We start from the raw sequence: 23,831 nt of genomic DNA, 5'->3' as shown, positions 1-23,831 counted from the left end.
TCGGCCGAAGGCCGGGTGCGAGACTCGACGACGTGAAACACGTACTCGTCGTCGACGACGACGCCACCGTGTCCGAGGTCGTCGTCGGTTACCTGAACCGGGCGGGCTTCGGCGCCGAGGTGGCCTTCGACGGACCCTCCGCCGTGGCCCTGGCCGCCGTCCGGGCGCCGGACCTCGTGGTCCTGGACCTGATGCTTCCCGGCATGGACGGCCTCGAGGTCTGCCGCCGCATCCGCGACAACGGCCCGATCCCCGTGATCATGCTGACGGCGCGGGGCGACGAGGAGGACCGCGTCCTCGGGCTGGAGGTCGGGGCCGACGACTACGTCACCAAGCCCTTCAGCCCCCGCGAACTGGTGCTCAGGGTGGCGTCGGTGCTGCGCCGCACCGGAGACCGCGCCGCGCGGGGTGCCCCGGACGGATCCGGGCTGCGTGCCGGCACCCTCGCCCTCGATCCCGGCGCCCGCCGTGTCACCCGCCACGGAGCCGAACTCGCCCTGACGATCCGCGAGTTCGATCTGCTGGAGTTCTTCCTCCGCAATCCCGGACGGGCCACGAGCCGGGAGGAGCTCATGCGCCGGGTGTGGGGCTGGGAGTTCGGCGACCTGTCGACGGTCACCGTCCACGTCCGACGGCTGCGGGAGAAGATCGAGGTGGACCCCGCGCGCCCCCGCCTGATCAGCACCGTGTGGGGCGTGGGCTACCGGTTCGACCCCCCGGCCGCGGACGAGGGAGCCCTCGATGGTGCATGACACCCTCCTCATCGTGGTCTACGCGGCCATCGGCGCCGCCGCCGCCGGGTTGCTCGGCACCGGCGTTCTGCGGCTGCTGCGCAGCCGCTCGGTGGCGCTTTCCCTGGCGGTGGTCGCGGTCGTCACGGTCGCGGCCATGCTCGCCGGAACCATGCTGGTGTCCTGGGCCATGTTCCTGTCCGACCACGACCTGTGGGTCGTGACCATGGTCTGCTCCATCGCGGCGGTCGTCTCACTCGCGGTGGCCCTCGCGCTCGGGCGCGGGGTCGTCCGCGGCAGCCGGGCTCTGGCCGAGGCCACCCGCGCCTTCGGCGACGGCGGCGGTTTCACCCCGCCCGCCGCCGCACCGACAGCCGAACTGGCCGAACTGGGTCGTGAACTGGCCGCCACGAGCGCGAAGCTCTCGGCGTCCAGGGAGCGGGAGAGGGCCTTGGAGGAATCCCGCCGCGAACTGGTCGCCTGGATCTCCCACGACCTGCGCACCCCCCTCGCCGGACTGCAGGCCATGACCGAGGCCCTGGAGGACGGCATCATGGACGATCCGGGCGTCTACCACTCCCGCATCCGCGCGGAGGTCGAACGCATGAGCGGCATGGTCGGCGACCTCTTCGAGCTCTCCCGTATCCAGGCCGGCGTCCTCGCCCTCAACACCACGCGCATGTCCGTCTACGACCTCGTGGGCGACGCGCTCGCGGGTGCCGCCACCCTCGCCAGGGAGCACGGCGTGCGAATCGTCGGGGACGGGGTCGAGCCGGTCCCGGTCGAGGTCGACGGCCGCGAGATGTCCCGCGTACTGGCCAACCTGCTCGTCAACGCGATCCACCGGACTCCCGCGGACGGCACGATCGCGGTCTCCGCACGCCGGGAGGCGAACAGCGTCGTGGTGTCTGTCACGGACGGCTGCGGCGGGATTCCCGCGGAGGACCTGCCGCGTGTCTTCGACACCGGCTGGCGCGGTACCGACGCGCGGACCCCGCCCGCCGGCGCGGGTCTGGGCCTGGCGATCGTGCGGGGGATCGTGGAGGCGCACAAGGGCCGGGCGGCGGTGTGCAACGTCCCCGGCGGTTGCCGGTTCGAGGTGCGGCTGCCCGCCGCCGCCTGAGACCCCTGTGCGGCCGGGCGGCCGGACGGGCACACCACCCCATCAGCGGTCTTGCATCCCGGCCGACCGGCGGGGGCGCGGTCCGACCTCGGAACTCGAAGGCCCTGCGTCGAACGTGCTCACCAGCCGACGGCTACGGAACCGAGCATGCCCCGGTTCCGTAGCTCCCGTCAGGCGTCGCGCAGCGGAGCGGTCGCGAACTCCGCCATCCCCTCGGCGAACGCCACCCGCGGCCGCCAGCCCAGTTCCTCGCGCAGCCTGCGCGAGGAGGCCGTGATGTGGCGGACGTCGCCGAGCCGGTACTCGCCCGTCACCACCGGTGTCCGCGTGCCGTGCGCTTCGGCCAGGGCGGCGGCCATGTCCAGCACGGTGTGCGGCTCACCGCTGCCCACGTTGAACGCCCGCGCGGTCCCCTCCGGCAGACCGGGCAGACCGTCCAGGGCCGCGAGGTTGGCGCCGGCCACATCCCGTACATGGACGAAGTCGCGCCGCTGGCCTCCGTCCTCGAACACCCTTGGCGCCTCACCCCGCTCCAGCGCGGAGCGGAACAGCGAGGCGACGCCGGCGTACGGGGTGTCGCGCGGCATCCCCGGGCCGTACACGTTGTGGTAGCGCAACGCGATCACCCGTCCGCCCACCACGCGCGCCCACGCGGAGGCGAGGTGCTCCTGCGTCAGCTTGGTGGCGGCGTAGACGTTGCGCGGATCGAGCGGGGCGTCCTCGGCCACCAGCCCGGACGCCAGCGGTTCGCCGCACCGCGGACAGGGCGGCTCGAAGCGCCCCGCCCGCAGTTCGGCCACCGTGCGCGGTCCCGGGCTCACGGCACCGTGCGACGGGCACTCGTAGCGTCCCTCGCCGTAGACCACCATCGAACTCGCCAGCAGCAGCGATCCGACTCCAGCTTCGGCCATGCCTGACAGCAGCACCGCCGTGCCCAGGTCGTTGCAGCCGACATAGGCGGGCGCGTCGCCGAAGTCCTTGCCGAGGCCGACCATCGCCGCCTGATGGCAGACCGCGTCCACGCCCCGCAGCGCCCGGGACACCGCGGCGGCGTCCCGGACGTCCGCCTGCCGCCAGTCCACCCCCGCGGGGACGGGCGGGGGAGTGCGGTGCGCGGCGGGCAGCAGTGCGTCGAGGACGCGCACCTCGTGCCCGGCGCCGGTGAGTGCGTCGGCGATGTGCGAGCCGATGAAGCCCGCGCCTCCGGTGAGCAGGATCAACATGCCTCGACCGTACGGCCGCCGGCCCGCCCGGCGACCGTACGACGCCGACACGTCAGCGGTTCGTAAGCCTTCCCGCCGCACGCGACCGCCGGCGGCTGCGAAGAGCACTCCGCAAGACCGGTACGAGGGCCGCGACCACCGCCACCGCAAGCAGCGTGACCAGCCAGTTGCGCGGATAGTCCAGGGGCAGGACCGAAGGGTTGGCCGGCTTCCCGGGGCGCAGCAGCACCGGCAGGGCGACCGTCGTCAAGGCGCCGCCGACCAGCAACGCCCCGCGGACAGCGCCCCGCACGCACCCGCGGACCAGTGCCGACCCGATGAGCAGAACCAAAGGCGCGATCAACACGTCGTGCAGCAGCACCGCCCCGCCGAGCCAGATCAGGACACCCGTCACATCCGGCACCTCCACCAGGAGGCAGCCGCCCACGCCCGCGAGCACCAGACCGACCGCGCCCGTGAGGAGTCGCGTCACGCTCACCCTCACGCCGTCACCTCCAGCCTGCCGACCCACTTGGTCTGCAGTACACCCGGCCGGTTCGGCGCGATCAGACGCACCGGGTAGCCGTGGTCCGGCGTGAGTTCCTCGCCGTTCAGGCGCAGGGCGAGCAGGGTCAGCGGGTCGCGCGCGTACTCCCGCCCCATCTCGGAGACCCGGTAGCCGCCGTGCGTCTCCAGGGAGACCGCCCGTACCCCGGCGTGCGGCGGGGCCCCCACGAGGTCCAGGAGGTCCGCCACCCGTACACCCGCCCAGCGCGCCGACTTGCTCCAGCCCTCCACGCAGGCGATCGGCAGCCGCGCCTCGTACTGGGGGAGGTTCCTCAGCTCGTCGAGTGTCAGCGTGCGGGGCCGCGGTCCGGTGACCGTCAGGCGGAAGCGGTCGGCCGTGATCAGCCCGACGCCGGCCGCGGCGGCGGTGCGGTTGACGGGCAGGCCGCTCGGGCCGTGGTCCGGGTGGCGGGGCGCCAGCAGGGTGAGGTCCTTCAGCGGGGTGAGGGACTGGCCCACGGTGGTCACCGTGACCGCACCGGCCGCCGCCGCCACCGCGGCCAGCAGCGAGCGCCGGTCGGGCCCGTCCTCCTCGGGCAGGGCCAGGGTTCCCGGCGACCGCCGGCCCCAGTGCGCGCGGATCTCCGGGGCCTTGACCGCGAGGTGCAGCAGGACCGATCCGGCCGCCAGCCAGGCCACGGCGTAGTGCACCGGTACGAAGGAGAACGGCCACGGGTACCACTGCGCGGTGTTCAGCAGACCGGTGGCCACCTCGAAGACCGCCGCCGCCACGAGCACGGCCACCGACGACCGCTCCAGGGCGTGCCGTACCGATCGGACCGCGGGCCAGGAGAACAGCCGCGGGTACACCGTCCACAACTTCGCCAGCAGCAGCGGGACCGCCGCGACACCCGATGCGACGTGCAGGCCCTGCGTCAGCCGGTAACCCCACACCGGACGGCTCGGCAGATCAGGGGACAGCCATGCGGGCGGATGCTGCAGCACATGGCTGATCAGACCGGTGGCGAAACACACCATGAAGGCGATCCCGAGCCATCGCCCGATCGACGTCGCCGTTCGGGCGTCGTGCAGCCTGCCGTTGAACCGCGGGGGGAGCAAACGTGATCTCATGCGTCCATCCCAGCCGCCGCCACGCCGCCGCGGAACACCCGAGCCCCTTACGGAACAGGGACGTCCCAGCCTTCACCAGGCCGCCGCCGAGGCGCCGTGGCGTCACACGGACGCCATGGCCACGGGCGGGCAGCCACATGGTGCTGCCGGTCGTCGAGGGAATCGGGGAAGCGCGGCCGTGGCGATCGAATCGGCAACGGCTCCAGCACCGCCCCCGGCCGCCACCTCGCTCAGCCGGGCCCAGGTCGGACGTCGCGCCTCACCCCGCCCGGACCTCGTCATCAGGGCGAGCCCCCGGGATCCGCAGGCGGGCACCAGTCGGTCGGCGACCGGATCGACGACGTCCTGCGTGCCTCTCGCCTGCGTCAGAGTCGCCGCCAGGTGCATCAGCCGGTACTGCTCGGCTGCCGCGGCGCCCTCGGAGGCTGTGCCTCGTCGTCCGGCCCCTGCCGGTGGATCCGGCCCAGCTTGAGGGCGAAGAGCAAGGCGGACACGCCGAACAGGATGGCGGTGACGGCGAGCCACCGGCCGATGTAGATGGCGTCGGTGAGCCCGGTGGCGCCTCGGTAGGGGCCGGGAAGCCGGAAGATCAGGGGGAACCAGACCAGGAGCAGCACTCCGGACAGGAAGGAGGGCACCCGCAGGTAGTTGATCCACGCCGGTGTCGGCATGTGCCGGGCCCGGTGCCGGAGCACCGAGCGGGCCGAGAGGTCGGCGAGCGAGTAGAGCGGCAGCAGGATGAGGTCGTGCAGGACCGCCGCCCCCACCAGCCAGATCGCCACTTCGACGGGCCGCTGTGCGAACAGCCTGACGCAGGCGTAGCCGGTGACGGCAAGTGAGCAGATCAGGACGAGCAGGTGGAGGGGGTTGGCGCCGTACCAGCGCGGGAAACGGGACATGATCACGTCCGGAAGGTGAGTCGGTGCACCCACTTGGTGTTGTTGACCCCGGGGTTGGCCGGCACGATGACACGCGCCGGGAAGCCGTGGTCCATGGACAGGTCCACTCCGTTGACCAGCAGGGCGAGCAGGGCCCGCGGGTCGTGGATCTGGTTTCCGCGAAGCATCACGGAGCTGTAGGGGCCGGGCGGCTGGACGGACTCGACCAGCACGCTCGCGGCGGTGCGTACTCCGCTCAGGGCCGCGAGATCGGCGAGCCGGAGGCCCTCCCAGTGCTGATCCGTGGTCGACCAGCCCTCCACGCACGCGATCGGCAGCGCCGCGGCGTACCGCGGCATGGCGAGCAACTGCTCGCGGGTGAAGGCCAGGGGCCGTCCGCTGCCGTGCAGCTCGAGCCGCCAGGCCGGGCCGACGAGTTCGGGGGTGACGCCGACGGACGCGGCGGTCTTGTTGATCTGGAAGCCGTTCGGACCGCTGCCCGGATCACGGTTGTGCGGCGCGAGCAGGGCGGTGTCCCGCAGTCGGCCACCGATGCTCTGCCCCGCGGTGACCACCAGCAGCAGGAGTGATCCGGCGCCGACCATCCCCACGGCGCCGCGACGACTCATGGTGGGAGCGGAGGGCGCGACCGGCACCAGGCCGTCCGGGTCGGGGGGCTCCGGCCGGGTTTCGGAGACCCCGGTGCGCAGTTCCCGGAACGGATCGCGACTGAGCAGCGCGCGCGTCATCCGGCGCAGTTTGAGGCTCACGTGGACGACGAACGCGGCGATGAACACCCAGGCGCCGTAGAAGTGCAGGGTGTAGAAGGAGCCGGGGAAGACGTAGAAGAGCTGCACATTGAAGATGCCGGTCACGAACTCGAAGATCACCCCGCCCACCAGCAGGAGCAGCGACAGGCGCTCGAGGGCGTGCGCGACCGACCGCAGCGGCGGCCACGTGAACAGTTTCGGGATGACCGACCACAGTTTGGCCAGCACCACCGGCACGAGGACGACGCCCAGCGTCACATGGACGCCCTGGGTCAGCCGGTACAGCCACTGAGGACGGGTCGGCCAGTCGAAGAGATAGAACCCCAGCAGGCCCTTGTCGGGAGTCTGGTCGTTGATCGGCCCCAGGTCCGGGTTGTACGCGGCGTAGGAGAGCACGCCGGTCACGAACATCACCGGGATGCCGAACAGCAGTACGAGCCCGAAGACCGAGGTCAGCCACGGCCCCCGGATGGGACTGCGCCAGAAATCGGGCCGTACAGGACCGGGACGCGCAAGCGCCGAACGGATCCGCCGCCCGACCGCGCCCGCGCGGACGGAAAGGGCCGGAACGATCCTCCTGCGGTGGCGCCGTGGGGCAGGCCGGGACTCCTCCGGACCCTCCGGGCGTCCGGCCGACGATGGCTGTCCGCGTCCGCTCATGAACCGACCCTCCGCAGCCAGGGCGCGCGCCGAGCAGGGCAGCGGCCGTGATCCAGCCACCCACACATATCCCGAGCTCGGCCGCAGATCGTTCCGCCGCCACCAAGGACCGGGAATCACCGACCGAAAGGACCTGTGATCGGGGCAGGCGAGTGACCTCTGCGCACCCGACGGCGGCCGCGGAACACGGCTCCCGGCGACCCGGCCAGGAGCACTTGGGGGCGGTGACGATCGGTCGCTAGGGTGTCAGTAAGGCGTCAAGAAAAGGCGCCCGGTGTGCCGGGAAGTCTGGTCGGCGTTGTGGAGCCGTGTGCGCTCCGTCGTCGACACCCCGGAGGTTCGCCCCCTGTGGCCCCTACCCCCCCTTCCCGCCCTCCTCTGTTCCTCGGTGTGCTCCCATGGCCGGAGCGGCGGGCGGTTGCCCGGGCCCTGCGGACGGAAACGGTCGGTGGGCTGGTCCTGCTGGGTGCCGCGGTGGTGGCGCTCGTGTGGGCGAACAGCCCGTGGAGCGGAGCATACGGGGCGGTACGCGACTTTCACTTCGGCGTTCCCGCTCTCGGGCTGGACCTGTCGGTCGGGCACTGGGCCTCGGACGGGTTGCTGACGGTCTTCTTCCTGGTCGCCGGGATCGAGCTGAAGCGTGAACTCGTCGTCGGGGAACTCCGCACGCCGGCGACCGCCGCGCTGCCGGTCGTCGCGGCCGTGTCCGGGATGATCGTGCCCGCCGGGCTGTATGTGACGGTCGCCGCGCTCGGCGGCGGGAGCCTGCAGGGCTGGGCCGTGCCGATGGCCACCGACATCGCCTTCGCACTCGCCGTGCTGGCGGTCATTTCCACCCACCTGCCCGCGGCCCTGCGGGCCTTTCTCCTGACCCTCGCGGTGGTGGACGACCTGGGCGCGATCCTGGTGATCGCGGTCTTCTTCACCTCCGACCTGAACCTGTGGGCTCTGCTGGGGGCGGTGGCCGCGCTGGTGGTCTTCTACGGGCTCCAGCGGCTGCGGGTCACCGGCTGGTGGTGGTACGTGCCGCTGGGGCTGGTGATCTGGGCGCTGATGTACAACGGCGGCGTGCACGCCACCGTCGCGGGCGTCGCCATGGGCTTGATCCTGCGCACCACACGGGACGACGACGAGATAGCCTCGCCTGCCGAGCGCACCGGGTTCCTGCTTCACCCGCTGTCCGCGGGGATCGCGGTCCCGCTGTTCGCGCTGTTCGCCGCGGGCGTCGCGGTCTCCGCAGGCGCACTGGGCGAGGTGTTCACCCGCCCGGAGCCGCTGGGTGTGGTCGTGGCCCTGTTCATCGGCAAGATCATCGGCATCTTCGCGGGTACCTACCTCGCGGCCCGCTTCACCCGTGCCCGCCTCAACCCGGACCTGGCCTGGGCCGATGTGTTCAGCCTCGCCACCCTGGGCGGAATCGGCTTCACCGTCGCCCTGCTGATCGGCGAACTCGCCTTCCCCCCGGCCCAAGGGGAACATGTCAAAGCGGCCGTCCTCGTCGCCTCCCTGGCATCGGCCTGCGTCGCCTCGCTGCTCCTGCACCGGCGGAACCGGCTGTACCGGCGGCTGTGCGCGGAAGAGGACGTCGACGCGGACGGGGACGGCATTCCCGACATCTACCAGCGCGGCGACACGAGCCCCGCAACAGCCGAACAGGCGGACTGAAAGCCGGGGCGGCGGGCCCGCGCCTCAGCCGTGTGCAAGTGGCCGTCGTGCGCCGGGCGAGCGTGCGGAGCCTGTGGGGCTGCCCTGTGCGGCCTGCTCGCGGGGAGGAACCGAGGGACCGGGCCGGCACCGACCGTGGCCGGACACGTGGTCCGCCCGGTCCGGGGTGTGCGCGCCGGCTTCGAGGAAGCGGCCGGTGCCGGTGCGGGCCGTTCCGCCCGGGTCGCTCGTGTCCACGGGGGCGCCCTCGCCACGGCGGGAACCCCGCGGTCACGCTCGCGAGGCCGATCAGTCGATCGCGATCGCGGCGGCCGTCCGAGTGACGTCGCGGCGCGCGGGTGCCCCCGGAGCGCAGGGGGCGCGCCGCCGTTCGGCACCGCTGATACCCCGAGGGCGCGGTGCGGGGCGGCGGGTCGCTGCCCGCCGCCCCGCCAAGGCCGGTCTGCTCGGTCAGGCGTCGGCGATCGAGGAGGTGCCCAGACGGACGTTGTCGATCGCCCAGAACCAGTTGTTGCCCGCGTTGAAGATCCGGAAGCCGACCTTCGCCGAGGTCGCCCCCTCGGGGACCGGGCAGGAGAGCCGGACGAGCCGGTTCTGCTGGTCCTCGCCCAGGTTGGTGTTCCCGGACGTCGCGCTGCTGTAGTGGAGCAGCCGGACCGGGGCGCCGGTGTCGAAGGTGACGGTGACCTCGGCCTCCTGCGGGCTCTCCTGCCGGTAGTGGGAGTCGAAGCCCAGGTGGAGGGTGGACGTGCCCGAGGGGATGGCCACCGCCGGGGTGCTGAGGGTCGAGTCGAAGCGGCCCCGGCCGGAGGGGCTGCCGGTGTCGTCCCAGTCGTCGGGGTCGGCCACGGCCACCACGCCGAGGGCCCGGCCGAAGGCGGGGCGGTCCTGCCCGGCGGGGAACCAGAACTGCTTGGACAGGAAGCTCCAGCCCTGCAGTTCCCGCGTGCCCTGCGGCATGGCCGGGGCGTTGGTGACCGTCCAGCCTTCGGGGGCGGTCCGGGTCCAGCCCAGCAGTCCGGGCCGGCTCAGATCGGCCGCCGGGGCGAGCGCGGGGGCGAGGGACTCGAAGTCCTCCGCGAGCAGATGGCCGGTCATGACGGGACCGGTCCTGGCGGAAAGGGACGCCGACGCCTGCGTGGAGGCGCCGTTCAGCTGCGCGGCGACGGTCGCCCTGAGAGTGCCGGAGGCGCGAGCCGCGGCGGCGGGCGCGACGACGTCCCAGGCCAGCGAGGCCGACGAGCGGGCGGGCACCGATGTGGGCGTGCTGCCCTTCGCGGTCGCGGTCCAGCCCTCGGGGAGCGCCAGCGTGGCCGCGACACCGGTGAGGGGCGTGCCGCCGGCGTTGGTGACGGTGGCCGTCACGGTGAGGGGCCTGCCCGGCGAGAGCACCGTGCCGTCCGTTCCGGGGGAGCTCGCCGGACCGGTGAGCGCGAGGCTCATGGCCGGGGCGACCCCGGTCCTGACGCGGGCGTCGGCGATCCGGAGCAGCCCGTCGCCGTCGGCGTGCGCGGCGACGTCCAGCCGGCCGGTGGTGGCGTTCCCGGCGGGCGTGACCGTGAAGCGCACGTCGGCCGAGTCACCGGCCTGGAGCGCGGTCGGTGCCCCGCCGCCCCGCCGGACCGTCCAGCCGGACGGGGCGAGAAGGGCGACGGACAGGTCGTCGAGCCGGTGCCGGCCCTGATTCCGCACGGTGACCACGACATCGGTCGGGTTGCCCTGGGCGAACGGCGTGTCCAGGTTCGGCGGCGGCGCCGGAAGGCCGATGGCCGCGGCGAGGGCGGGGGCCGTGCCGGTCTCCGGATCGGTGACGCCGGGCCTGCCGTCGGCCAGACGGCCCGTCATACGCCGCAGGAAGGACGGGTCGTCCCGGTCGACGACGACCACGTCGTACCAGCCGTGGTCCGGGAGGCGCAGACGCACGGAGTGGGACCTGCCGGGCCCCAGGGTGACGGTCTCCACACGGTCGCCGTGGCCCCCGGAGTGGGCCGACTCGCCGACCAGGAACGTCCGGGTGGTGGGGGAGGGGTTGGAGCACACCACCGTCACCTGGCCGGGCGCGGGGTGCTCGACGAGGTACGCCTCGCCGCCCGCACCGGCGCCGCGCAGCTCCCACACCGACCAACCGGGGCCGTGGACCTGCAGTTCGTAGCCGTCGGCGCCGTACCCCACCGTCTCGTCGGCGCTCCTGCCCGCGGACACGGTCCAGGCCCGTGGGGCGGAGCCGTCGCCGGGGTAGGCGGTGAACGTCGCGCCGGTGCCGCCCTCGTTGCCGAGCCGCAGCTCCACGGCGGAGCGGGTGACCTGCGCACGCAGGGACAGCCGGTACGGGGAGCGGCGGGTGCGTCGGGTGCCGGACTCCTGCTCCGGGAGCGACTGGTCCTTCGGGGGTACGGGGTTCCACCGGCCTATCGGTGCCGGAACCGCGGCGGGCTGCTCGACCTCGGGCTGCCGCTGCGCGCGGTCGAAGTCGAAGGCGGAGGTCAGGTCACCGAAGACGCTGCGACGCCAGGGGCTGATGTTGGGCTCGTGGACGCCCGTCCACTTCTCCAGGAACCGGATGACCGAGGTGTGGTCGAAGGCCTCCGAGCTGACGAAACCGCCCACCGTCCAGGGCGACACGACCGTCATGGGCACGCGCGGGCCGGGACCGACGGGGCTGCCCTTGAACCAGTCGTCGCCGTTGCCCGAGGCCGGCTTCGGCGCGACCGGCGCGGGCACGTGGTCGAAGTAGCCGTCGTTCTCGTCGAAGTTGATGAACAGCGCCGTCCTGGACCAGGTCTTGGGGTCGCGGGCGATCGCGTCGAGGAGGTCGTAAACGAGGTTGGCGCTGCCGACAGGGGTGGAGCTGCCCGGGTGCTCGGACAGGGCCGCCGTCGGAACGATCCAGCTGACCTGCGGCAGCGTGCCCTTTGCGATGTCCGAGGCGAGCCGCCCGACGAGGGTGTCCGGCTCGGAGCGGTACGCGCCGCGCATGAACAGCCGCCGCTCGGCCTCGGTCAGCGCGTCGACACCCCGCTGGAACTCCGCCAGCGCGGCCTGGCGCTGATCCGCGGTCCTGTCCCACAGGCTGTCGTAGAACTGCTCGGTGGTGGCGTATCCGCCGCCGACCCTGGCGAGGATCTTCCGCCCGATCTCCTTCCAGGGCCGGAAGTACTCCACCGCGTTGTCGGTGAAGTTGTCCCACTCCTGGTAGATCTGCCAGGAGACGCCGGCGGCCTCCAGGCGCTCGGGGTACGTCGTCCAGTCGTAGCCGGCGTGGCCGTAGTCGTACGCGGCGTTGGTGACGGCCCGGTTGACGCCGTCGGGCTCGTAACCGGTCGTACCGGTCCACAGGTAGTTCCGGTTGGGGTTGGTCGAGCCGTGGACGGAGCAGAAGTAGGAGTCGCAGATGGTGAAGCGGTCGGCCAGTTCGTACTGCAGCGGGATGTCGTGCCGGTCGTAGTAGGCCATGGTGCTCTGGCTCTTGGCGGCGACCCAGTCGTTCCACCAGCCGTCGCCCCGGGCCTGGTTGGCGTCGGAGAACCCGTGCGCGAGCGATCCGAGGTACTGGATGTCGCTCTCGGGGCGGCCCGCGTCGAGCGCCGCCCGCCGGGCCGAGAAGGGCAGGACCTCGCCGCCGCCGGGCCGGGGCTGCTCGAAGACGGTTCCTCCGGTGGGCAGCCGCAGCGGAGTGCGGTCGCCGAATCCGCGCACGCCCTTGAGCGTTCCGAAGTAGTTGTCGAAGGAACGGTTCTCCTGCATCAGGATGATCACGTGCTCGATGGCCCGCATGCCGCCGCGCGGCATGGGTGCGGCCATCGCCTGGTGCAGGGAGGGGGGCAGCAAGGAAAGCGCGGTTCCACCGGCGAGGGCGCCGAGGACCTTACGGCGGGAAACGTCAGACATGCCCGGAGGCTAGATCGCCTCCACCGCGTGACATAACCCTGGGTCACCGATCTTCGTCGACCGTTCACCGGGCGGCACCGGACGTTCCCCTGCCGGTCGGCGTGTCCACGTGCATTCGGCACGCGCGGCGCCGGGTGACCACGGGCGGGTGATGACGGAGCGGGTGCCGGGGGCCGAGCCCCGGCACCCGCTCCGCCGGTCGGACGGATGTGCCTACGAGCCGAACCGGTAGGCGCGTTCCACGGTCTGCCGGACCGAGTTGCCCGCCTTGTCGACGGCGGTGACGCGCAGGGTCACGTATCCGCCGTCCCGCCGGTCGCCCGGCCGTTCGATGGTGGCGGTGAACCGGTCGCGGCCGCGGTCCTTGACGCGGACCTGGCCCTTCCAGGTCCTGCCGTCGTCGAAGGAGGCCTCGACCTCGAGCCTGACCCCGGTGGGGGCGGCGAGGCCGTCTTGGTTCCGGACCGTCAGGCCGATCTCGTGCCGCTTGCCGCCGCCGACGGTGTTCCCCAGGTCGGCGGGCACGCCGTAGTCGACCTGGAGGAGCGGAAGCAGCGTCTTCTTCGCCGCGGTGCCGGAGCGGAAGGTCCAGGACGTGGAGGTCCTCGTGCCGGTCTGCCAGAACTCGGTGTCGCGTTCGGTCGTCAGGTCCAGACGGTACTCGGCCGCTCCGGCGGGGACGGAGAAGTCCCGCCAGGCGTCCGCGGCCTCGGTCACCTTCCTGCCGTCGCGGTAGAGGACCGCCGCCACGGTGTCGCCGTCGATGTAGGACGGATCGTCCGTCGTCCCGGGCGCCCCGCTCCTTGCGCCGACGCCACCCCCGAAGGAGGCGACCTGCCTGCGGCCCCAGTGGCCGGCGACCGCGTCGGTGTACTCCGGGATCGCCAGGCTGAGGACGTCACCCTCGCGGACGGCGGGCCGGTCCCAGCCGCGCGGGATGGACGGCCGCACCACGGCCCTGTACCACTCCTCGGTGGCCTTCTCGCCCGCCTTGAAGGTGCGCGGGGTGTCGCGCAGACCCGACTGCAGCGCCCCGGCGTAGAACTGCTCGGGACCGGCCATGAAGTCGACGTCGTGCATCCACTGCGTGTCGCCGGAGGTGACGTACTCGGTACGGGGCGTTCCCGTCGGCACCCAGCGCGAGGTCTCCCACGCGACGTCGGTGTAGGGGCGCCAGCTGAAGCGCTGCTCGCTGGTCCAGTGCAGGTCGCCGTTGCTCGCGTAGGACGCCTTCACCTGCGCGGTGTTGCGGTCCGAGACGGTGTAGGTGAGGTCCTGCGGGATCTGCCGCCACTGCGTCGCGACGTCGTACAGGTACGGGCTCGCGACCGTCCCGGAGATGTCGACGACGGGCTTGCGCTGCTTCATGTACTGCAGCAGCCTGGCGCCGTCGCCCGCGGTCATCCTGACGACGGGCAGCGCCGAGCGGGTGTCCATCGGCTTCCAGCGGGTCCAGGCGATGAGGCCCTCGGGCAGGACGATCACGACGCCCTTGGCGCCGGCCTTGGCGGCCGTCTCCGCCAGGTCGTACCCGTCCAGCGCGTACTCGTCGCGGATCACGGCGAGCTTGCCGCGCACGGTGGCGGGCCGCAGGTCGGGCTTGTCCCGCGTCCCCGCGTCCACGGCGACCAGCTGCTCGCCCCGGGGGTCGAACGGCGTGGAGTGCTTGGCGTAGAACGGCCGCAGGTCGAAGTCGGCGCCGCGGACCTCGGTCCTGAGCTCGGGAGCGGTCATCTCGAAGCGGGCGTTGAACTCGAAGTCGCCCTCGGTGACCTTCGACGTGGGATTCGCGTACAGGTCCACGAACCCGCCGCCGTCCTCGTAGTAGATGCCCAGCGTCAGCGGCACCCCGTCGATCTTCCGGTACATCTGGTATGTCACGTTGTTGCGCCGCTCGGCCGGCTTGGGCGTCTGCACCCGCACCAGCTTGGCCTTGCGCGCGTCCAGGGTGACGGTCGTGTCCTTGGTGACCTTCACCTCGGGCTCGACGACCTGGATCAGGCGGACGCCGTCGCTCGTGTCCTCGGCCAGCGTGCCGCCGACGAGGTAGGTGCCCTCCTCGACCTCGGCGACTCCCAGGTCGGTGAACCGGACCTCGGCGTCCCCGCCGTAGACGTTCAGCAGGGACCACATCGTGGGCTGCCCGTCGGGCCCGAAGGACTCGGTGGTGAGCTTGTGCATCGGGGCGCGCACCCACAGGCTCAGGGTGGTGTGGACCGACGTCCCGTCCGCGGACGTGGCGGTGACGTAGCCGTAGTAGGAGCCGCGGCCCGCCTTCGCCGGGTCGACGGCGACCGGCACCTCGACGGTCGCGCCCGGGGCGACACGGACCGTGTCAGCGCCCAGCGTCAGCGCCTGCGCGGGGAGCGCCTTGCCGCCCTTGGCCGTCAGCGCGGCGCTCAGGCTCAGCGGCACTTCCTCGCCGGAGTGGTTGGTGTAGCGGACCACGCCGGCCCGCTGTACGGGGGATCCCTCCCGCTCGAACGGGCCCAGGACGATCGTCCCGGTGGCCGTCACGGGGGCGGTGAACGCCGCCTTGACGTCCACACGGCCGCCGCCCTGCTCGGTCGGCACCTGCCCTGACACCGTGTGGGACGTGCTGACCAGCGCGTCCTTGAGCTGCTCGCCCGTCCAATCGGGGTGCTGTCCGGCCAGCAGCGCCGCCGCGCCGGCCACGTGCGGGGTGGCCATGGAGGTACCGCTCGCCGAGACGTAGTTGTCGTCGACCGGGGTACCCATGGTCGTGCCCGCGGCGCGCGCGGCGACGATCCCGACACCCGGAGCGGTGATGTCCGGCTTGGCCGCCTTGTCGCCGGGGCGCGGGCCGCGGCTGGAGAAGGAGGCCAGAGAGTCGTCCCGGTCGACGGCGCCCACGGTGAGGGCGGCGTCGGCCGCGCCCGGCGACCCCACCGTCATCTCGCCCAGCTCGCCGGTGTTGCCGGCGGCGACGACGAACAGCGCGCCGCTGCTGCGGGAGATCTCGTTGACCGCCTGGCTCATGGGATCGGTGCCGTCGGTCTGCATGTCGGCGCCAAGGCTCATGTTGACGACCCTGGCGCCCTCGGCCGCGGCCCACTCCATGCCCGCGATGACCTGCGACTCGCTGCCGGAACCGTTGTCCCCGAGCACCTTGCCGATCAGCAGGTCGGCGCTCGGCGCGACACCCTTGCGCAGGCCGCCCGAGGCCGCTCCGCTGCCGCCGGCGGTGGCGGCGACATGCGTGCCGTGGCCGAAGCGGTCCAGGGTCGAGCCGCTGTCGGAGAAGTCCTTCGCCTCGCTCACCCGGCCCGCCAGGTCCGGATGCGTCTGGTCGGCGCCGGTGTCCAGGACGGCGACCTTGACGCCCTCACCGTGGAAACCGGCCGCCCACGCGGCGGGCGCGTTGATCTGCGCGGTGCTGCGGTCCAGGGTGGGGCGCACCTTGTGGTCCAGCCAGACCTTCGGGGTCGCCGCGGCGGCGCTCGCCACCGACGCGCCCGCCTGGGGCGCGAGTTGCCTCCAGAACGCGGCCAGATCCTCGGCGCCCACGCGCAGCGCCTGGGCGTCGATGCTCGCCAGGTGCCGCGGCTCGGCGGAGTTCTCGTGGAACTTCGCGAGCGCGTCGGTCTTCTTGGCCGCCGCACGCTCGGAACTCCCCGGCGTGGACACGATCATGGGCAGGGCGTCGGTGTGCGCCTCGTCGTATCCCTGGGCGACCAGGGCCGTCACGTCGAACAGGTCCGCGTCCAGCCGCCCGGCGCGGACCAGCACCGCCGCGTCCGAGGGCAGCACCGTCAGGGCGCCATCCTTCTCGGCGATCTGGAAGAACACCTTCTCGCGACCCGGGGCGCGCTGCACCGAGGCCGTCTTTTTGCCGTTCGCCGCATCGCTGACGGTGACCCGGTCGCCGGTGATCAACCGCACGGTGGTCGTACGGTCCTGCGGCGCCGGCGTCCGTGCGGCGGACCCCGAGGGGGCCTGGGCGGAGGCGGGCGCGACAGCACCCGTCGCCACTGTCGCTGACATCGCTATCGCCGCCCAAAGGCGGATCCGTCTCATCGGTGTCTGCACCCCTTCTGTCATCCCGGCACGCGGGCAGAGCGTTCGTGAGCGGGTGGCATGGACCGTCGTCGTGACACCCCGCCGCCGTCGGCGGTCCGGGAACGTAAGGCCGGGGCCCCGCGCGGGTGAAGCCCGCACAGGTGCGCCCGAGGACCCTCGTACAACTGCGGTTCAGCAGCCGTTCGGAATCATCCGGTGTGCCGGCGTGCCCTGTCAGCGATCCCGCCTGGCACAACTGGGCCATGTCACAAGGGCGCCACACGCCGCCCGGGGGTTCGCGGGCCACGCCCCGCCGCCCCGGGAAAACCAGGTGACCGGCGAGCCGGTGTTCCTTACGATCGGGCGCTGCCCGTTGTGTCCCCCTGCCCCTGATCGGTCAGTCGTGAAATCCCTGATTCCCGGCGTGCTGCGTGACGAGCCGCAGTTCGCCCGCCTGTTCATCGGGCAGTCCTTGTCGGTGCTGGGCGACCGGGTGTCGTTCGTGGCGGTGCCCTTCGCCGTGCTCTCGGCGGGCGGGTCCGCGTCCGACGTCGGCCTGGTGGCCGCCGCCGGGCTGCTGCCCACGCTGCTCTTCACCCTGGTGGGCGGTGTGTGGGCGGACCGCTTCCGGCGGCACCGCATCATGCTCCTGTCCGACCTGGTGCGGTTCGCCTCCCAGGGGCTCCTCGCCGTGGCGTTGCTGACCGGCGTCGCCGGGGTCCCCGCCTTCGTCCTGCTGATGGCCGTGTTCGGTACGGCGGACGCGTTCTTCATGCCCGCCTCGACGGGCCTGCTGCCGCTGGTCGTCGCGCCCGACCGGCTGCGCGAGGCGAACGCCCTGCGGGGGTTCGTGCAGTCGTCCGGACTCGTGCTCGGTCCCGCTCTGGCCGGTGGTCTGATCGCCTTGGCGGGCCCCGGCGGCGCACTGGCTCTGGACGCCCTCACCTTCGCGGTCAGTGCCGCGTTCCTGGCCCGCCTGAGCCCCCGCGGGACGGAACCCGGCACGGGCCCGACCGCCACCGCGACGACGTTCCTCGGGGAACTGCGCGCCGGCTGGGCGCAGGTGCGCAGCCGTACCTGGGTGTGGTCCGGCATGGCGGCCATCGCGGTCTACCACGTCGTCGTGCTGCCGTCGGTGTTCGTGCTGGGACCGGTCCTGGCCGAACGAGAGTGGGGCGGCGCGGCGAGCTGGTCGGTGGTGGTCGCCGCCTTCGGCGTCGGCTCCGTCGTCGGGGACGTCTGCGCCTACCGCCTCACGATCGCGCGCCCCATGGCCCTGGCCGCCGCCGCGCTGGCGGTGGCCTCCTGCCAGGCGGTCATCATCGGCGGCGGCGGCCCGGTCGCCCTGATCGCGATCCTCGAAGGGGTCACCGGCGTCGCCGTCTCGCTCTTCTTCGTCCTTTGGGAGACCGCGCTGCAGACGCATGTGCCGGAGGCCGCCCTGTCCCGTGTGAGTTCCTACGACTACCTGCTGTCGTCGGGTCTCATGCCGCTCGGCCTGACACTCGCCGGCCCGGTCTCCGAGGCCCTCGGCGTACGGCCCACCCTCTATGCGATGACGGTCATCGGGGTCGCCGCCGCCATCGCCCTGCTGTGCGTTCCCCAGGTAAGGCGCCTCCCGGCGGCCCCCCACGCCCCGGACGGCACCGTCCCCCACGCCGCCTCGCAGGCCGCGCTGCCGTGAGGCGCGTGGAGGACGCGGCCGGTCAGGAGGCGGCGGGCGGATCGGCCAGGATCCCGCGGAGCAGGCCGGTGGCCTGACCCACCTCGATGAGGTAGCCGTCGGGGTCGCGCAGGTAGCAGCGCAGTTCGGACCCGCGGTCCAAAGGCTCGGTCAGGAAGCGGGCGCCCTTGGCGACGGCGTGCGCGTGGAAGGCGGCGATGTCGGCGACGCGCACGTTCAGGAAGCCGGACACACGGTCGGTCACCTGCGGCACCTCCAGGGTCACGTCCGGCTTGTCGGGGGTGGGGCCGCCGCCGGGGTTCATGATGAGCCAGCTGTTGGCGACCTTCACGATCGCGGGGTTCTCCTCCATCACGACCTCGCCGCCGAAGACGTCGGCGTAGAAGCGGCGTGAGACCGCCACGTCCCGGACGGTCAGGAAGTGCGTCAGGAGCAGGCCGTGCTCGGGCACGGGGAGGTCGGCGGGCGAAGCGGGCATCGTTGGTCACCCTTCGTCGAGGTGGGGTGGCCCCGGGTCCCGCCTGCGGTGCGCGGCCGAGCCGTGCGGCGCAGAGGTCCACGGTCCGGGGTGCGCACCGTTACGCAGTGGTCGACCGGCGCGGCCGCGATTGTGTGACACGCGGGCGGTCCTGTGCCGTGCACCGTCGCCATCGTCCGGCCGCGGGCCAGGCCGGGACGAGGCGACGCGTGGTGCCGCTGCTGCCGGCGGCCCACGCGTCGGGCATCGCCGCGGCGAGGGCGTGCTGCGCCCGCCGGCCGGTGCAGTGCCCGGGGGCGACCAGCCGCGCGCGAAGTCCCGGAGCGCGCGGACCGTGGGAGGGATGACGGGTTCGAAGGCGGGGCCGGTCAGATGGAACCCGCCCAGCAGGGCGTGGAGCTGTCGTACCCCGGTCAGCCGCCGCGCGTGGCGGACGACGTCGCACCGGCGCCGCTCCCGCGGCCGCTGTGGACGTGCGACGGCCGTCCGGTGCGGCGCACCCGCGAGGAGGCGTGCGGCACACCGGACGGCGGCGGGACTAGGAGATCCGCACCGTCACGGACCTGCCGGGCTTGAGGGTGAGCCGCTTGCGGACGCCGCCGGCGCGCAGTTCGGTCGTGGTCCCGCCGGTGCTGCGGACGGTCGCCTCGGTCACCTTCCCGTCGCGCCAGGCCAGGTCCACCTCGAAGCCGCCGCGGGCGCCGACGCCGGTCACGGAACCCCTGGCCGCCCAGGCGGCCGGGAGCGCGGGCAGGAGCTCGATGACGCCCGGCCGCGAGTAGAGGATCATCTCCAGCGCGGCGGCGGCACCGCCCAGGTTCGCGTCGATCTGGAAGATCGTGTAACTGCCCTGGCTGTACATGTCGAACCAGTTGGCCGAGGTGCCGTTGCTGTTGGTGATGGACGGCCGCAGGACCGTCAGGTACAGCTGGTAGGCCTTCTCCGCGTCCTTCAGCCGGGACCAGCACAGCGACCGCCACGCGCACGCCCAGCCGTAACTGTCCATGCCGCGGGCGGTCAGCAGCGCGCGGACCCCTTCGAGCAGCTCGGGTGAACCGGTGTCGGCGGCGATCCGGTCGCCCGGGTAGAAGCCGATCAGCGGGGACAGGTGCCGGTGCGTGACCTCGCCGAGGTTGTCGGGCGTCATCCACTCCTCGAGCCAGCCGGTCTTCGGGCTGACCCGCGGCAGGTAGAGCTCGGCCTGCATCGCGTGCAGCTCGGCGGCCAGCTCGGTGTCCCGACCGAGCACGCGGGAGGCGGTCGTGAACTCCTCGAACAGCTCCCACGCCAGCTCCTGGCCGTAGGTGTTGCCCTTGCCGTCAGGACCGTGCTCCGGCGACCAGGAGGTGTCGTCGATCAGGACCTCGCGCGAGGTCCCGTCCTCGTCCTTGACGGTGGTGGTGATCAGCCGCGCCTGCCAGAACTCCGCCGCGCCCTTGAGGACCGGGTAGATCAGTTCCAGGTACTCGCGGTCCTGGCTGTACTCGTAGTGCCGCCACAGCGAGTTGCACAGCCAGGCGTTGCCGGAGGGGTGCCAGGCCCAGCCGCTGCCGCCGTGGATGTTGGTGGAGAACGCGACCGCCCAGCCGGCGATCTTCCCCGAACTGTTGCGGAAGCGGTTGCGGTCGCTGTTGTAGAGCCGCTTGGTGACGTCGGTCCAGACGGGCAGCTGGGACACGCAGTAGCGGGCGAGGGCGAGGGAGTTCTCGCCGAGGCCCGCCGGGTCGGCCAGCCAGTAGTTCATCTGGACGTTGATGTCGGTGTGGTAGTCGGCGTACCAGTCCGGGGTGTTGTTGTGCACCCAGATGCCCTGCAGGTTCATCGGCAGCCAGTCGCGGGAGCCGGTGATCGTCAGATAGCGGCCGTACTGGACGTAGGCGGCCTCCAGTTCCGGGTCCGGCGTGGAGTCGTCGGTGTACCGCACGGCTATGCGCGACCAGGAGTCCAGCGACCGCTGCAGCGCCGTGGACTGGCCCAGGTCGATGGTGAACCGGTTGTAGAGCCGGTGGTAGTCCGAGACGTGGGTCTTGAGCAACTCGTTCCCCGGCACCTTCGCCGCGGCGGCGATCTTGGCGCGCGCCACGGCGAGGGGATCGGTGCCCGGCTCGCGGAAGTCCTTCGCCGCGTCGGGGGAGTAGTCGGTGCCGCCGCACACCACGATCAGCAGCTCACGGCACCCGGCGAAGGACAGCTTGTCGCCGTGCACGCTGACCCGGCCCGTGGCGCTGACCGCGGTGACCGCGGCGGCGTAGCGCAGGCCGTTCTTGAGCTTCCCGGCGAAGGAGAGCTGCCCGCCCCCGCCCGTCGTGGTCTCGCCGTGGGTGCCGGCCAGCGAGACGGTGCCGGTGTGCGGGCCTCCGGTGAGCCGGACGACGACCACGTCGTCCGGGTGGCTCGCGTACACCTCGCGGTGGTACGTGTTGCCCTCGTGCCGGTAGGCCGCGGAGACCACGCCGTTGCTCAGGTCCAGTTGGCGGCGGTAGGCGGTCACGGACTCGGCGGTGTGGCCGGGCAGTGCGACGCGCAGTTTGGCCAGGAGCCCGAAGCTGCCGAAGTCATCGGGGCCGTAGGGGAGTTGGCCGTCGTCGGTGAGGGTGTCGTTGCGGCCGCCGGTCCAGAACGAGCCGTCGGTCAGGTAGAGGAAGTCGTCCGCCGGATCACAGCCGGCGAGTGCGCCGAGCCGGCCGTTGCCGACCGGCAGGGCCTCCTGGATGATGCGCGCCTCGTCGGCGGGCGTGCGGTACCAGATCGACGTCGCCTTGCCCTCGGGGACGATGTCCACGCTGGACGGGCGGGCGGGAGCGGCGTGCGCGGCGAACGGGGGGAGACCGCCCGACAGGGCGAGGCCTCCGCCGGTGGCACCGGCGATGCGGAGGAAGTCACGACGGGAAGAAGCGGACACGGCAAGGCTTCCCTTCCGGGGTTGCAGGAGCCCACAAAAAGTATTCATAAATAATCAACTTGTTTCGTCCACGTCAACGGCTGCGGCCAGATTAACCCGACCTTTGCTGTGGTCCATGCTGAACTTATGCCCTTTTGGTTCGCGATTTCGTCATCGGGGGAGGGGAGTTCCGGGCGGTACGCCTCAAGTACGTCGGATGTATCGCCATGTTGACTGGCGGCGCTCCGGGGCAGCCGGAGCGGTGCGCACCCGCCCTGGAGAGCAGGACCATCGACGGTGGCGTGCGGCGCGGTGTCGAATGGCTCGCAGGGGCAGGCGCAGGGCTTGCAGCGGACGATCGGGGACGCCGACCGGGCCGGCGAGCCGGCGCAGAGGGCTTGCCTCGACGGTCATCACGGCGACGCCGAGGGAGGAGACCGGCTGCCTCGCACGCGATGAGGACGTCGAGTTGCTCGGTCTGCTCCTCGACGTGACCACCTGGCGCCCCGACCTGCCGATCGAGCATCCGCCTGCCCGGCTCCACCGCTTCCGGGCAGACAGCGGTGAGCCCACCGGGGACGCGGACGCCTGACGCCCGGGAGGGGGAGGTTGACGGGTTGCCCCGGGCGACCGCCGTCCGGATGATCTCCGGTGTGATGAACCTCCTCGCCCCCGTGCACAAGGCCCGCCTCAAGCGATGGGTCCGCACCCGGTTCGATCCCACCGAGTACGGGATGGTGCCCGTCGCGATGCTCGACCCCCGACGGGCCGGGCCGCCCCTGCCCGCTCACCGGATCGAGGAGATGCAGGCGGTCGCGGACGCCGCCTGGGAAGGCGACTGGCGCACGGCTGCCTCATACGTGGACCGCGCGGGCGAGGAGTGGGACGAGCGCTGGCACCGGCTGGAACTGCTGCAGGAGATCGCCGGGCAGGACGACGACTGGCTGGGCGAGTGGCGCCGCAACGACCCGGACAACGGGGACGCCGCCACGCTCCACGCGCAACTGCTCGTGCACCGGGCCTGGGAGATCCGGGGACCCGGGTACGCGAACCAGGTCCCCGCCGAGCGCATGCGCCGCTTCAAGCGGATGCTGCCCGCCGCCATGGAGGCCGCGCAGCACGCCGCCGGGCTCGCACCCCGCGACCCCGGCCCGTGGGTCGTCATGATCACCACCGCGCGCGCCCTGAACTACCGCGGCATGCGGTTCCACACGCTGTGGGAGGGACTGGCCGAGCGCGCCCCGCACCACTACTCGGGCCACTGGCAGGCCCTGCAGTATTGGTGCGCCAAGTGGTGCGGCACCGACGATCAGATGATGGACTTCGCCGAGCGTGCCGTGCGCAACGCCCCGGAGGGCAGTCCCCTCGCGGGCATCTACCTGCACGCCCTGTCCGAACTCACCGAACGCCACGGCGTCGTGGCGCCCGTGACCACGGCCCGGGTCAAGGACGTCCTGACGGAGGTCGACCGGTCGCTCGCCCAGGCGCGCGGGGACGCCCGGGAACTGCCCCGCCTGCGTCACCTTCTCGCGCACTATCTGGGCGAGAACGGCGACCACGAGGCCGCGCTCGAGCAGTTCCGGCTCATCGGCCCGTGGTGCGGCGCGGAACCGTGGACCGACAAGGCCGACCCGGTCGCCGCCTTCCAGCTCGCCCGCGGCATCGCCGCCGCCAAGGCCGCGAACGGCAAACTGCCGGACACCGGGGAGGGCGCCGCCCGCTGGGGCCGCACCGGCGGGTGACGGCGAGTCAGGCCGGGGCGCGCCCGACGAAGCGGTGAGGCGGTCGAACAGGCCCGGCTGCGCCCGCCCTGGTGAGTGCACCGCCGCGGCGCGGACCGGGCCGTCGCGCGCGTCTTCCCCACGCCGCCCCGGTTAGGCATGCAGCAGGCGCCGGCGCCGGCCACCGGGGCGGGCCTGCGACCCGCGCCGGAGGCGCGGCTCTCGGTGAGGGGAGGCCTCGGCCCCTACGCCGACGGCCCCGGTGATCCCGCACGGCCCGAGTACGCCGTCGGGCCGTCCCGGATTCCCCGCGACCCGAGACGTGGGCCCGCGCCCCCCCCGGCCGTTGCCGCGGCGGTCACGTCCACCAGCTCCTGAGCCGCATGCCGTACGCCCCGCGGCGGCCTCAGCGCGCTCGCCCCCGATGATGGGGCAGTCCACGGCCGACGGCGCGGATCGTCCGCCGAGACGCGTCCCGCCGGACGAGGGGGC

The 23,831-nt window shown here is 72.6% G+C and carries 15 protein-coding genes; 6 read left to right on the top strand and 9 right to left on the bottom strand.

The window, feature by feature from the left end; translation table 11 throughout:
- The first annotated feature begins 32 nt into the window (after positions 1 to 32).
- Together B085_RS0105870 and B085_RS0105865 are read left to right on the top strand one after the other, a co-directional pair.
- Entirely contained in the window at positions 33 to 752 is a 720-nt protein-coding gene (locus B085_RS0105870; RefSeq protein WP_018557632.1) for a response regulator transcription factor, read from the top strand.
- Entirely contained in the window at positions 742 to 1,854 is a 1,113-nt protein-coding gene (locus B085_RS0105865) for a sensor histidine kinase (protein ID WP_018557631.1), read from the top strand. Before B085_RS0105870 ends, B085_RS0105865 begins: the two co-directional genes overlap by 11 nt.
- A gap of 170 nt (positions 1,855 to 2,024) precedes the next feature.
- Here B085_RS0105865 and B085_RS0105860 read toward each other — a convergent pair whose 3' ends face one another.
- From B085_RS0105860 to B085_RS0105840, 5 genes are all read right to left on the bottom strand, one after another.
- A complete protein-coding gene (locus B085_RS0105860; protein ID WP_018557630.1) occupies positions 2,025 to 3,077 on the bottom strand; it encodes an NAD-dependent epimerase/dehydratase family protein in 1,053 nt (350 codons plus the stop codon).
- 52 nt (positions 3,078 to 3,129) lie between these two features.
- Positions 3,130 to 3,555 carry a hypothetical protein gene (locus B085_RS0105855; protein ID WP_037731368.1) on the bottom strand — a complete coding sequence of 142 codons (426 nt, stop codon included), beginning with the start codon at positions 3,553 to 3,555 and terminating at the stop codon, positions 3,130 to 3,132.
- 2 nt (positions 3,556 to 3,557) lie between these two features.
- Positions 3,558 to 4,694: a molybdopterin-dependent oxidoreductase gene (locus B085_RS0105850; RefSeq protein WP_026250726.1), complete on the bottom strand. Its 1,137-nt coding sequence runs from the start codon at positions 4,692 to 4,694 to the stop codon at positions 3,558 to 3,560.
- Between the two features lie 386 nt (positions 4,695 to 5,080).
- Positions 5,081 to 5,593: a lipoprotein gene (locus B085_RS0105845; protein ID WP_037731241.1), complete on the bottom strand. Its 513-nt coding sequence runs from the start codon at positions 5,591 to 5,593 to the stop codon at positions 5,081 to 5,083.
- A gap of 2 nt (positions 5,594 to 5,595) precedes the next feature.
- A complete protein-coding gene (locus B085_RS0105840; RefSeq protein WP_078619769.1) occupies positions 5,596 to 7,002 on the bottom strand; it encodes a molybdopterin-dependent oxidoreductase in 1,407 nt (468 codons plus the stop codon).
- Positions 7,003 to 7,350: 348 nt separating this feature from the next.
- Here B085_RS0105840 and nhaA point away from each other — a divergent pair, with 348 nt between their 5' ends.
- A complete protein-coding gene (gene nhaA, locus B085_RS0105835; protein WP_037731239.1) occupies positions 7,351 to 8,667 on the top strand; it encodes a Na+/H+ antiporter NhaA in 1,317 nt (438 codons plus the stop codon).
- 450 nt (positions 8,668 to 9,117) lie between these two features.
- On the opposite strand, the gene B085_RS51600 is transcribed toward nhaA, so the two are convergent.
- Both B085_RS51600 and B085_RS0105825 read right to left on the bottom strand, forming a co-directional pair.
- Positions 9,118 to 12,555: a phosphocholine-specific phospholipase C gene (locus tag B085_RS51600; RefSeq protein ID WP_051101957.1), complete on the bottom strand. Its 3,438-nt coding sequence runs from the start codon at positions 12,553 to 12,555 to the stop codon at positions 9,118 to 9,120.
- Positions 12,556 to 12,768: 213 nt separating this feature from the next.
- Positions 12,769 to 16,560, bottom strand: a complete 3,792-nt coding sequence (locus B085_RS0105825) for a S8 family serine peptidase (RefSeq protein ID WP_234018499.1) — start codon at positions 16,558 to 16,560, stop codon at positions 12,769 to 12,771.
- 418 nt (positions 16,561 to 16,978) lie between these two features.
- On the opposite strand from B085_RS0105825, the gene B085_RS0105820 reads away from it, so the two are divergent.
- Positions 16,979 to 18,259 (top strand): MFS transporter, encoded by a 1,281-nt coding sequence (locus tag B085_RS0105820; RefSeq protein WP_106434834.1) that lies wholly within the window; start codon positions 16,979 to 16,981, stop codon positions 18,257 to 18,259.
- Between the two features lie 22 nt (positions 18,260 to 18,281).
- On the opposite strand, the gene B085_RS0105815 is transcribed toward B085_RS0105820, so the two are convergent.
- Both B085_RS0105815 and B085_RS0105810 read right to left on the bottom strand, forming a co-directional pair.
- Positions 18,282 to 18,737 (bottom strand): VOC family protein, encoded by a 456-nt coding sequence (locus B085_RS0105815; protein WP_018557621.1) that lies wholly within the window; start codon positions 18,735 to 18,737, stop codon positions 18,282 to 18,284.
- Positions 18,738 to 19,275: 538 nt separating this feature from the next.
- On the bottom strand, positions 19,276 to 21,639 hold the full coding sequence (locus B085_RS0105810; protein WP_018557620.1) for a glycosyl hydrolase family 95 catalytic domain-containing protein: 2,364 nt from the start codon (positions 21,637 to 21,639) through the stop codon (positions 19,276 to 19,278).
- A 448-nt stretch (positions 21,640 to 22,087) separates the two neighbouring features.
- Between B085_RS0105810 and B085_RS51375 the strand changes: the two genes are divergently transcribed.
- On the top strand, positions 22,088 to 22,210 hold the full coding sequence (locus tag B085_RS51375; RefSeq protein WP_018557619.1) for a hypothetical protein: 123 nt from the start codon (positions 22,088 to 22,090) through the stop codon (positions 22,208 to 22,210).
- A gap of 25 nt (positions 22,211 to 22,235) precedes the next feature.
- Positions 22,236 to 23,360, top strand: coding sequence for a hypothetical protein (locus B085_RS0105800; RefSeq protein WP_018557618.1), 1,125 nt, complete (start codon positions 22,236 to 22,238; stop codon positions 23,358 to 23,360).
- Positions 23,361 to 23,831: the final 471 nt, after the last annotated feature.

Source organism: Streptomyces sp. BoleA5 (genome assembly GCF_000373665.1).
GTDB lineage: Bacteria > Actinomycetota > Actinomycetes > Streptomycetales > Streptomycetaceae > Actinacidiphila.
This window is presented reverse-complemented; position numbering and strand designations above follow the sequence as displayed.